Source organism: Lysobacter spongiicola DSM 21749 (genome assembly GCF_900167055.1).
Classification (GTDB): domain Bacteria; phylum Pseudomonadota; class Gammaproteobacteria; order Xanthomonadales; family Xanthomonadaceae; genus Novilysobacter; species Novilysobacter spongiicola.
On record NZ_FUXP01000022.1, the window covers coordinates 1 to 12,039 of the forward strand.

The following is a 12,039-nucleotide window of genomic DNA, read 5'->3' on the forward strand; positions in this document are numbered from 1 at the left end:
CGGCCACCGATGGTGGGGTGGCATGCGGACAGCGGTGCGGGCGCGATGACCGGTCATCCAGGCCTGCCCAGCCTTCTTCGCGAAAGCGGCGCAGCCACTTGTAAGCGGTTCTGACGCTCACGCCCGCGGCATGCGCTGCCTCCTCGACCCGCAGGCCATGGTTGATCACTCGCTCCACAAGCAAGGCTCGACCGCGAGGCGTAAGACGGGCATGTTTATGCAGGTTCATCCGGGGCTCCTGGAGGGGTGGCTGATTCGCACCTCCAGTCTTCCGGGATCACCCCGGATGAACAACCTACTGAGAGATCACAGCTAGCGGACCCGGTTCCGGTGGAGTTCCAACGAGGCAAAGCCGAAGAGGCCGACGGATTCGACCGAGAAGGGATCGAGTACCAGGGACTAGAAGGTGACCTCATTCCGGCTTTCCTGTTCACGCCGAGGGGGCGCGACACGCTCGGCGGAGTTGTTGTGTTTCACCAGCACAATGGGGAGTTCCACTTCGGCAAGAGCGAGGTTGCCGGCGAGGTAGGCGACGCTTTTCAAGCCTTTGGGCCGGCGCTCGCTCGTAGAGGCGTCGCAGTCTTGGCCCCGGACTCCATCACTTTCGAGGATCGACGAGGAGCGGTTCGGGGGGTGGAACCGGATTATTACGATTGGCTTCAGCACTACAACGCCATGAGCTATCGATTGCTGGATGGCGACCTGCTGATGAGGAAGTGCTTGGATGACGCGCAACGCGCCCTGAGCGTCCTGCTCCAGGCCACTGGGATAGACGAGCGGCTCGTGGGCGTGGCCGGGCACTCGTATGGGGGTACCACGGCCCTCTACCACGCGGCCGTCGATGCACGATGCAGGTTCGCATGCGTCAGCGGTGCCGTGTGCAGCTTTGAGACGCGCCGCCGGGAAGACACCGGGATCCTCCTCTTCGAGGCCGTGCCAGGGCTCGCTCGCATGATAGAGGCGCACCATGTGCTTGCAGCCATCGGACCTCGGCCGACCATGGTGGTGTCGGGTGCGAAGGACAAGTATTCGCGGGATGCAGACCAGGTCGTGGCCAAAATCGCCGGCGACTTCATCACCGAACTCCGTGTCGAGGGCGGACACGCTCTCGATCAAGACCGATTCGATGCGATCGTCGAGTGGATTGTCGAGCGCGTATCCAATCAGTGAAACAGGTCGCCTAAGACCGCCGTGTCGAGTGGCCGCTTCGGGTCGAAAGGTGCCCTTCCCTACCCCCGATAAGCGTCCCTGATCTGCTGTCCTCGGACTTAGCTGCCGATTAGCCCTTGTAGGGGCTATATCGTTCGACGCTACGCCCCGGTGAGACCCGCTCGCGGCATATTCACGACGTTTGGGGCAACCCGGCCCGATGCGGCTATCCTAGGGGCTAGGTCCGACGTGGGAGGGACTTCCGCCGTGCCACCATTCGTCTCGTTCCAGAAGCCCAGATGGCTTCGGGATCTCCTGCGCTTCCTGCCGCTGAAGAGCCAGTTCGTCCTCTCCGGTACCGTCAGTGACCTGCAGGCTAGTGAGGTCTCGCCGGGCATCGTTACGCCGCAGACTTTCATCGTGAACCTGCGCGACGCCTTGCTCGAGGCTGGTTACAGCCAGGTCGTTGCGTGGGATCCGCTCGCGGGATTCAGGGTGCTGGTGCGACCTGGCACCGATCCTGCAGCCGGCGAGACCCTGCTCCGCGAACTGGGTTTGACCCCGGTCGAAGGCGCCGCCGTCGCGGGCCCTGATTTGCTCGGCAACACACTGCGGCGATTCGTCGAACGCAACGGCGAGCCGATCGCTCTGATCGTCGACTTCGCCTCGCGTCTCGTCGTCCGCAATGAAGGCCTCACGGCCGCGGAGCACCAACTGTTCACTCAGGCACTGGTGCTATCCCACCAAGCCAGGGCGCGCCCCGCCGGCGAAGCGCGGAAGCCATTCTTTAACACCGTGCTCTGGATCGTAGACAAGGAAGGCGATCTTCCGGACTGGTTGCTGGTCGATAATCCACGCCTGCGGCACATTCCTGTGTCAAAACCCGACCTGCCTGCGCGCCGCGCGATCGCGGCCAGCCTACTACGCGGCCTCGAGGGCGGGCGGGACGCTGCCGCCGAGACGCTGGACCAAGCTACCGAGGCCTTCGTCGAGAGTACGGAAGGCCTGCTGTTGCTTGACCTCAATGCCATCGCGCAGCTCGCTCGTGTCGAAGGCGTGGCGATGGATCGCATTGCGGACGCCGTGCGCCGCTACAAGGTCGGTGTCACCGAAGATCCATGGCTAAAGATTGATCGTCAGAAGATCCGCGAGGCCGATAGCTTTATCCGGCGCCGTGTTAAGGGCCAGGCTCACGCGGTCACTCACATGCTGGATATCGTCAAGCGCGCGATGACGGGCGTCGGTGCCAGCCGGAAAGGCAATCGCCCCCGCGGCGTCGCATTCCTGGCCGGCCCAACGGGCGTCGGCAAAACCGAACTGGCCAAGACTGTCACCAGCTTGCTGTTTGGCGACGACACCGCCTACATCCGCTTCGACATGTCTGAGTTCAGCGCCGAGCATTCCGACCAGCGCCTGATCGGCGCACCTCCCGGCTATGTAGGCTACGACGTCGGCGGCGAACTCACCAACGCAATCCGGGAGAAGCCCTTCAGCGTGGTGTTGTTCGACGAGATCGAGAAGGCTCACCCCCGCATCCTCGACAAGTTTCTGCAGATCCTCGACGACGGCGTGCTCACTTCGGGGCGCGGGGATCGCGTCTACTTCTCCGAGGCGTTGATCGTGTTCACGTCGAATCTCGGCATCTATCGACAAGACGAGAACGGGGATCGGGTTGCCAACGTGATGCCCGTCGACCCATTCGAGACAGTCCAGCGCAAGGTGGCGAGCGAGATCGAGCGCCACTTCAAGCTCGTGCTTAACCGTCCGGAGATCCTCAACCGCATTGGCGAGAACATCATCGTCTTCGACTTCATCCGAGAAGATGTCGCCGTGCAGATCTTCGAGCAAATGGTCGACGCCACGCTCGACGACCTCCGCGAGCAGCAGTTGCAGGTCGAGCTGGCCGAATCTGCACGGGGATCGCTCCGCGAGCTGTGCCTGAGCGACCTGTCGAATGGTGGGCGCGGAATCCGAAACCAGTTGGAGGCCTACCTGATCAATCCACTGGCGCGCGCCTTGTTCGATCAAGACGCACAGCCGGGCCAACGTTTCGAGGTCCCGGAACTGTCGCCGGCGGGACTGCGGCTGGTATCGCATTGAACATCAAACTTGACCTCTCGCGTGTGCATTTTCCGGTGACCACGCTCGGGCCCGGACGCCGCCTGGGGATCTGGTTTCAGGGTTGCAGCATCCAATGCCCGGGCTGCATCTCTGCGGACACATGGGGATCGGGGCGTCATCTGACGACCGTCGGCGAATTGCTCGAGCAGGTGCAACCTTGGCTCGATCATGCCGATGGCATCACCGTCACGGGTGGCGAGCCGTTCGATCAACCGGAGGCCTTGCTCGAGTTGCTGGTGGCGCTCCGCCGCCAGCGACACATCGACATCCTGGTCTACAGCGGGCATCCCTTAGAACGACTTACTGCATTCCTGGACCGTGCCGAGGGTCTGATCGATGCGTTGATCTCCGATCCGTTCGAGAACCAGCAGCCCCAATCCATCGCACTGCGCGGTAGCGACAACCAGCGGCTGAATCTGCTGACTGCGCTCGGGCGCGAACGCTTCACGGCATTCGAGAGACCGTTGCGTGCGGGTGACCAGGTCCTGGACCTGATGCTCGACGACGACGGCAGTGTCTGGATGGCAGGCATCCCCCGGCGCGACGACCTGCTGCGCCTGCGCGATCTGCTGCGCGACCAAGGGCACCGACTGCAGGTCAGCGCCGACACTGCCTACCGCGACGCACGTGGGACAACGCGCTCATGATGCGGTTTTGCCCCAACTGCCACACGGAACGCGCGCTCCACGAGATTTTTTGCGAAGGCACGGTGCAGGATCGGCCGTGCCACTGGGATCTGGCCAGCGAGCCGATTCACGAATCGGGATGGCGGCCTGTGCCGGTCGTCACCCGGCACTCTCCTGTGCAGGCACCGTTAGAGAACGGTCAGAACGAGCGGCGTTGCAATAGCGGCCATCTGATGACACCCGGCGATCTGATGTGTATGGAGTGCGGTGCCGAGCCTGCGTCGCCCCTGCCCTTCGGCGTCGCCGGCGACGTGCCGCCACGCGAACCGGATACCCCATCCGACGAAAGCGAAACCCGGATCGACGGCTGGCGGCTATTGCGCGAGATCAGCCGCACGGACGGGGCACGTGAGCGCTATCTGGCCCAGCACGAAGATGGCCGGCAAGCGGTCCTGACCCTTTATCGCGCAGGCGCCGAGCCGGATCCGGCCATTTACACCGTGCTGCGTCGCTTGCCGCGTGAGCACGTCCCCGAGGTGATCGCCACCGGCCGCTGGAACGACCGCGCCTACGAGGTGGCCGAGGAGCTAACCGGGGGCACCCTCGCCGGATTGGGCATCGTGATTCACGACCTTCCGGCCGTCCGCCACGTGGTTCGCGAGCTTGGTCTCGCCTTGCACGCGTTTAGCGAAGCCGGACTGCGGCATCGCGATCTGCGTCCAGGCACGCTGCTGGTCAGGCGTCGCGAACCGCTGGATCTGGTGATCAGCGGCTTCGGGTCGGCACGTCTATCCGAATTTGACCTCGACATCGTGTCGCCGCTGGAAATCAGCCGTTATATGGCGCCCGAAGCCATCGCTGGTGGCGTCGCTGCCGCGTCGGACTGGTGGAGCCTGGGCATGATTCTGTTGGAGCAGGTCACGCAAGGTGCCTGCTTCGAAGACACCCATCCCAATGCCTACCTGATCCACGTACTGGCCCACGGGGTGTTATTGCCGGAGGATATCGACCCACAGCTGGAACTGCTGCTGCGTGGCCTGCTCGCCCGCGACCGCCACCAGCGCTGGCAATGGCCACAGGTCCGGGCTTGGCTCGACGGCGAGCCGGTGACTGCCCCGGCCGCAACAAAGGCCGAGCAGGACGACGAGGCAGGCGCAACCATCGCTCTCGGTTCCCGTCATTTCCACAAGCCTGGCCTGTTCGCATTGGCTGCGGCGGAAGAACAGCACTGGACGCAGGCACTGGACCACTTGTTGCGCGGCGTGATCGTGACTTGGGCCGAGCAGATCGGGTTGCCGCCGAAGTCGCTCGCGGGCCTGAGGCAGGTCGCCCAGCACGAGGAACTGGATGACGATCTTCGGTTGATGCTGGCACTGAAGATCCTCAATCCGGACATCCCCCTAATCCAAAGAGGGCAGATCGTCACGCCGGGCTGGCTGCTCGAACACCCGCTGGAAGGCTACCGGCTGGTCATCGGTGCGGTCCCTGACCTACTGGAAGCGTTGGGCAGCGACAACTGGCTGTGGCGATTGAAGGTCCGCGCCGATCAGGTGCGCCAGCGTGCGCGACACCAGGACATCGAACTCGATGAACCGCAGTTACGCATTTTCCTGTTGTCGACGTCACGCGCTCGCTTGACCGCGCAATGGCAGGAGCGCCAGCGGCTGTTGCCCGACAGCGAGCATCCTGGCATCCGTTCGTTGTCCGATCGCCGGTTAGTCGGCGAGGAAGACCTGATCGTGTTGCTCGCCGCGGCCATCCATCAGTTTCGCTCGGTGGACGCGATTGTCGATGAAGCCGCGCGGCTAGCGGCAGATGCGGGCGTGGCGCGATTCGACACCGAGACGGCGCGAACACAACTGCAAGTGGATCGGCCAACGTTATATCGCACCGTCGACGAGCGCATCGCTGGGTTCGCACGCTGCGGTAAGGAACGAGTGGATGCTTGGGCGGATCAGTTCCGGCTGGAGCGGCGCATGCCGCTCGCTAGGGCCCTCGTTCTGCTGGCCGTGCCACCCGAAGGCTGGCTTGAGCCGCAGAAGCAACAGTACGTGTCGCAGATTCTGGACTTCTTCGAGAAGAAGATCGCCACGACTGTGCTGCGTGGCCCACTGGTGCGGATGAGCATCGGCAAGACCACCGCGCGGATCGACCTGCGCGAACTCGATACCGAACGTCGCCCTGCACCAGCCCTGCTCGATGCCCTGCTGCAGCGACAGGCGCGGGCCATTACACTGGATCCCGAGGCGTTCGCCGCCAATCCGCTGTTGGAACAACGGCTACACGGCTTGCATCGGCAAAGTTCGCTGTACAAGCGCGACACCGGTATCGACGGCCTGCACCTTGGGTTCCCGTTCCTGCTGACACGTGATGCCCGCGGCAACACCCGGACCCGCATCGCGCCGCTGCTATTGTGGCCGGTGAAGTTGCAACTCGAGCTGGGTAGTCGTGGGCAGGCGTCCCTCGCCTTCGACAGCGAACGCGAGGAAGTCCGGCTGAATCCCGCGCTGGAGGCGCTGGTAGGCGTCGAAGCGTGCAAGGTCTGGCGCAGGACCGCGGATGAATTGCTGGGGCGTTCCGCACTGAAGGCGTCGGAGGTCATGGATGCGTTCGGCCTACTGGCCAACGCACGGACGCGCGTGCTTGACAGCCTGCCGCCCGGGTCCACCGAAGTCCGGGCGCATCACGACGAACTAGCCTGCGCCGCGGTGCTGTTCCATGTGACCTTCATGGGCCAGGCACTCGGCGAGGACCTGCGCCAGCTCAAGGCGATGTCGCCCAGCGGCACAGGCCTCGAGACTGCGCTACGCCTCGGCACCGGCAGCACGGCTGTGTCCACCGCGCCACCGCCGGAACTCGAACGCTTCTTCGCCGCGCCTAGCGATCCTTCGCAGGAAGACGCCGTGCTGCAGGCGAGGCAGGCACCGGGCCTGCTAGTCGAAGGACCACCTGGCACCGGCAAGAGCCAGACCATCGTCAACATGGTGGCCGATGCGATCGGGCGGCAACGGAGCCTACTGATCGTCTGCCAGAAGCATGCCGCGCTGGAGGTCGTACACAAACGACTGGTCGCGGAAGGACTGGGCAGCCGTGTGGTGATGCTCAACGACGTCAACCGGGACCGTGAGTCCGTGATTCGAAGCGTGCGCGAGCAACTGGAGGTGCTGTTTGCCGCCGAGCCCGTGCAACATACCTGGCAACGCCAGCGCGAACGGATCGCGGCGCGCATCGAATCGCTTGAGGGCGAACTCGATCGGTTCCACGCCAGCCTCCACGACATCGACGAACGCACGGGACTGAGCTACCGCCAGCTGCTGGGCGAACTGATTGAGCTTGAGCAGGGCGAATTTCCGCTGGAGTTCCCGGCATTGCGTCAGCGCCTCGCCGAGCTCGACATCACCGGACTGACGCGACTGGAGGAGTCCTGCGCACCGCTAGTGCGGCTGTGGCTGCCCGCGCGCTTCGAGGACAGCCCGCTGTCAAGTCTGCAGGCGTTTCCGGTCGACGCCGCGAACCTGCAGTCTTTCCGCCATGACCTGCAACAGTTCGCGGAGGCGGAGACCGCACGGCTGGATGTCCTGCAAACCCGCCCTTCCGGCTTCGAGGTGGATGAACCGGCCCCCCATCGCAACTGGCTGCAGGGCCAGGCGCAGACGCTGCTCGCTTTGACGGAAGACCAACGACAGCGCCTTGCGCGCTGGCTGCCCCTATTCCGCGACGCGACGATGGGGGGCGAAAGCGTTGGGACGCACACCCTCTCGGCGCTGGAACAGGTAGAACAGCGGTTGGGACAATCTGCAATCCGCGATTTCGCCCCGCAATGGTCAACTGCGTTAAGCGCATTGACGTCGCCTGTGCTGGATCGCCTGGCCATGGACGCCGGGCACGTGCTACGTGCTACATCGTGGTTCGCAAAGCTCAATCCCCTGCACTTTTTCCGGCGCCGCAACGTCGATGCGTTCTTCGTCCGCCACGGTGATCGCCATCCAGACCTATCGCAGGTGGGAGCGCTGCTTGCAGCCGCGCAGCTGGAGGCGCATTGGCGCCCGCTGCGCACTGAGTTCGGGGCCCTGCGGCAACGGCTCGGCATGTCGCCACCGGCCTTTGACAGTGGCCCGACGTTGGCGACGCAGGTCGCCGACACCCTCGACAAGCTGCGCGAGGCGCAGGCGCTGGCCGCATCGATCTCAAAGGCACCACGGCCCGAACCACTGGAGGCCGCGGTGCTGGAAGGTAGCCGGCAGTCGCTGGAGGCGCTGCTGGCGGACACCGAAGCTGCCTTGGCGCGACAGGCCGCACGACGGCGCAGCCGCGATCACCTGCAGCGATTTGCCAACTGGGCGGAAGGCGACTGGATCGCGCAGTTGCAAAGCGCGATAGACGGCGACCAAAGCAATCGCACCGTGCTCGAAGAGGTTGCGCAGGCGCTGCCACGACTGGCGGCGTACCAGCAGTTCCGCATCCGTGCAGCGCAACTGAGTACTGCGAACCTGAATTTCCTCGCCCATTTGCGTGAGCTGGAGACCGTGCTGGATGGCGTTCCTAGTGAAGGTTTGGAAGCCAGCATCCGGCGTCTCATCAACAGGGAGGCGCGTCTGGGTTGGAAGCTGCGCATAGAACGGTCGCAGCCTGCGTTGCTGCTGGGCAAGGACGAAGCCGCGGCGAAGATCGCCAGCCTCGCGCAGGCGGATGCGCAGATGCGCCAACTCAACCGGCAAATGCTCCGAGATGGAATCGACCGCGATCTGCTGGGAACCCGCAAGCAGTGGGAAGACGTCACCCGGCTGACCGGGCGCCGATCGCGACGCCTGCGTGAGTTTCTGGACCTCGGCGCCGGCCTCGGCCTGATGCACCTGCGTCCGGTGTGGTTGATGAATCCAGACGTCGCCAGCCGCGTCCTACCGCTGCGGCCGGGGCTGTTCGACACGGTTATCTACGACGAGGCATCCCAGATGCCAGTGGAGTTCGCGTTGCCCACGCTGTTCCGCGGTCGCATCACTGTAGTCAGCGGCGATGAGAAGCAGATGCCGCCAACGTCGTTCTTCTCGAGCCGCGTCGAGAGCGACGAGGCCGAATTATTCGATGGCGAAACGCCAGACGAGGATGCTGAACAAGAAGAGCACGAGCAGTTCGAGGAAACCTGGAACCGTCGCGAAATCAAGGATTGCCCCGACCTGTTGCAACTGGCTCGAAGCGTCCTGCCCATCACGACGCTGGAGATCCATTATCGTTCCGCATACCGGGAACTGATCGGATTCTCCAACGCGTCGTTTTACGGCAACCGCCTGAGCGTGCCCGTCCGCCATCCACCCGCCAAGGTTCTGACGGCCAAACCGCTAGAACTGATCCGCGTCGACGGTCTCTACCACGAACAGACCAACGCGCAGGAGGCCGACCGCGTGGTTGAGTACGTGGCGCAGCTCTGGCGCGACCCTGCCGCCCGGCGCCCATCGCTCGGTGTGGTGACCTTCAACCGCAAGCAGGCCGACCTGATCGAACAGCGTATGGAACTCCGGGCCGAGGAGGACGAGCCGTTTCGCAAAGCCTTTACCGAGGAGCGGGAACGCAGCGAGGATGGTGAGGACATGTCGGTGTTCGTCAAGAACGTCGAGAACGTGCAGGGCGACGAACGCGACGTGATCGTGTTCTCCTCGACCTTCGGCCGCAACGGCCAGGGTACCTTTCGCAGGAATTTCGGCGTGCTCGGGCAGACCGGCGGCGAGCGCCGGCTAAACGTCGCGGTGACTCGTGCACGCAGGAAGGTGGTGATGATCACTTCGATGCCGATCGCCGACGTGTCCGACATGCTCGACACCCAACGCCCGCCCATCAGTCCCCGCGACTACCTGCAGGGGTACCTCGAGTATGCGCGTGCGCTCTCATCGGGCGAATTCGCCAGCAGTGGTGCGCTGCTCGGCAGGCTGCAGACGGATCGCTCGGAGGTCCGGGGCGGGCGCATGCAGTTGGGCGATGGGTTCACTGCCTCGGTGGCCGGGTACATCCGCTCACTGGGCTGCGAGCCGGTCTCGGCGGACGAAGGCGATACGTTCGGACTGGATTTCGCAATCGAGGATCCCGACACCCGGCTTTACGCGATCGGCATCGAGTGCGACAGTCCGCGGCACCCGTTGCTGAGGCATGCCCGCGCGCGCGAGATCTGGCGCCGCGAGGTGCTGCGCCGCTCGGTCCCGTACATTCATAGGGTGTCGTCGCAGGGCTGGCATCGTGATGGCGACGCCGAGCGCCAGGCCCTAAGACAGGCGATCGAAGCGGCGCTGGCCGCCGATGGTCCTACGATGCGAGCCGCCGGCATCGATGCACCCATCCTCACGGCAGGGCCAGCATGAGCGGTCCGAAGGTCGTCCGTATCGTGACCCGCGAAGAGATATTGGCGATTTGCGAAGGACACCTGCACCGGCTCGCGCAGGCGTTCGAGCGCTGGCGGGCCCAAGCCGAACGTATCGGCGAACTCGACGCGGCGGAACTCGCCGCCACTGGCGCGCGGCACGAGCGCCTGCGCCGGATGCTGCAGGACGACCAACTCACGGCGCTCCAGAACGAGGTCCCTGCCGAGATAGAGTTTCTCTCCCGCGACCTCGCACAGCGTGAGGAGCGGGCCGTTGGCAAGGCAGCTCAGGCGCGCAAGTCGCAACGGAACCTGCGCGAGAATGCCGCCTCACTGCTCCGCTCGCTGGAAGCCGGAAGCTCGTCGCCAGATCCGTCGCTGGTCGAAGCGCTGCAGTCGATCGCCTCGGGGCGCGCGATCGTGGACGCTCAAGCGATCGTCGCCGAAGGGTTTGCGAGACTGGGACACGACACGAGATCGGAGTCGTTGAGCGATATCCAACGTGATCTCGCTAGGAAGCTGCAGGTTGAGCGGTCCGGACGATGGGTCGCCGAAGAACACACGTCCCGCGAGCCACGCCTCGACCACATCGACCACCACATCGCCCAGTTGCAAACCTTGCATGGCGCCAGCGCCGCCGACTCGTTCCTGCGTCGGCTGGAGATCATCGAGCGCGATCCGCACGCCGCGCAGCGGAACATGCTGCTCGACAGTTTGGTATTGGATCTCGCCAGTGCAACGGCTGAGCACCAAACGCGACGTAGCCGCTTGGCATCATTGGGGACACTGGCGTCCGAGTTGGAAACGCTACTCGGGCAGGCCGGATCGGCGTTGCCAGCGCAGGTTGCGGCCTATCTGGCGGAACCCGAACCGGACATGCAGCAGGTCGATGCCTTTATGCAGCAGTGCACCGATGCCATCCAGCATGAACTACATCGCCGTGCGGCGTTCGCCCGGCGCCGTGCGGTCCTTGATGGGCTGGCCAGCTTGGGCTACGAAGTCCGCGAAGGCATGGAGACCGCATGGGCTGCAGCGGGCAGCGTGGTCTTGCGCAAGATGGCGACGCCGGGCTACGGCGTCGAAGTTGGTGGTCGCGCGGAAAGCGGGAGACTCCAGGTGCGAGCGGTATCGCTGTCTGGAACCCATGATCGCGCGCGCGACCGGGATATCGAAACGATCTGGTGCGGGGAGTTCACGCGTCTGCGTTCGCTGATCGCCGAGCGGGGCGGCGAACTCACCATTGAGAAAGCACTGGCGATTGGCGAAGTACCGCTAAAGGTGGTCGAAGTGAAGCAAGACGGTAACAGCGAAGCCTCTGAATTCAGCACCAAGAGCTCAAGCTGATTCGGCAGCATTTGATTCACTTGGGTAGCCACGGATAGATACCGTGCCCAATGGCGTTCTTTAAGCTGGAGACTGCCCTTCCCTACCCCCGATAAACATCCCTAGTCTTAGCCAAGTAGACGCCTGCTACTGGCTAGGCCTGGACGTCGACCAAAAGCGAAAGCTAGGCCGCGCCGCGAAGCAGCAAAGCTTGAATTAGCCGCTACTCAGAGCAACCTTCGCTTCGTTTGCGGGCTAGCCGAATGACATCGGAACACCTGCTTGAGACGGCACCCAACACGAGCCCAATGAGGCAAGCTGGCAAAAGAAATAATGCTTGGGCCATGCTGGCGGAGAAACCAATTTGGTCCTGCAAGATCGACGTCCCCCCGCCTTCAGTAGCGGTCGGCTTTAGAGTCCGGGGTTAGGGTATCCGAGCCCGCCAGGGTTTTGGCATAGGCTTCTGGGGTCAGC

6 protein-coding genes are annotated in these 12,039 nt (G+C 64.0%); 5 read left to right on the forward strand and 1 reads right to left on the reverse strand.

The genetic code is table 11. The annotated features are described in order from the left end of the window. Nucleotides 1–229, reverse strand: a 229-nt coding sequence (locus B5D37_RS14390; RefSeq protein ID WP_143814356.1) for a leucine zipper domain-containing protein, incomplete at its 3' end; no start/stop codon positions are given. Nucleotides 230–330: 101 nt separating this feature from the next. On the opposite strand from B5D37_RS14390, the gene B5D37_RS14395 reads away from it, so the two are divergent. The 5 genes from B5D37_RS14395 to B5D37_RS14415 all read left to right on the forward strand — a co-directional run bounded on the left by B5D37_RS14395 (nucleotide 331) and on the right by B5D37_RS14415 (nucleotide 11,586). Further along, complete coding sequence (locus B5D37_RS14395) at nucleotides 331–1,170, forward strand: prolyl oligopeptidase family serine peptidase (RefSeq protein ID WP_078759427.1); 840 nt, start codon at nucleotides 331–333, stop codon at nucleotides 1,168–1,170. A gap of 246 nt (nucleotides 1,171–1,416) precedes the next feature. Continuing rightward, nucleotides 1,417–3,249, forward strand: a complete 1,833-nt coding sequence (locus B5D37_RS14400; RefSeq protein ID WP_078759428.1) for an AAA family ATPase — start codon at nucleotides 1,417–1,419, stop codon at nucleotides 3,247–3,249. Further along, the gene (locus tag B5D37_RS14405; protein ID WP_200809263.1) at nucleotides 3,246–3,917 is read left to right on the forward strand and encodes a 4Fe-4S cluster-binding domain-containing protein; all 672 of its coding nucleotides are present in this window, start codon (nucleotides 3,246–3,248) and stop codon (nucleotides 3,915–3,917) included. The genes B5D37_RS14400 and B5D37_RS14405 overlap by 4 nt, the downstream gene beginning before the upstream one ends. Beyond that, a complete protein-coding gene (locus tag B5D37_RS14410; RefSeq protein WP_234987923.1) occupies nucleotides 3,917–10,243 on the forward strand; it encodes an AAA domain-containing protein in 6,327 nt (2,108 codons plus the stop codon). The genes B5D37_RS14405 and B5D37_RS14410 overlap by 1 nt, the downstream gene beginning before the upstream one ends. Beyond that, nucleotides 10,240–11,586: a coiled-coil domain-containing protein gene (locus B5D37_RS14415; RefSeq protein WP_078759430.1), complete on the forward strand. Its 1,347-nt coding sequence runs from the start codon at nucleotides 10,240–10,242 to the stop codon at nucleotides 11,584–11,586. Before B5D37_RS14410 ends, B5D37_RS14415 begins: the two co-directional genes overlap by 4 nt. The last annotated feature ends 453 nt before the right edge of the window (nucleotides 11,587–12,039 follow it).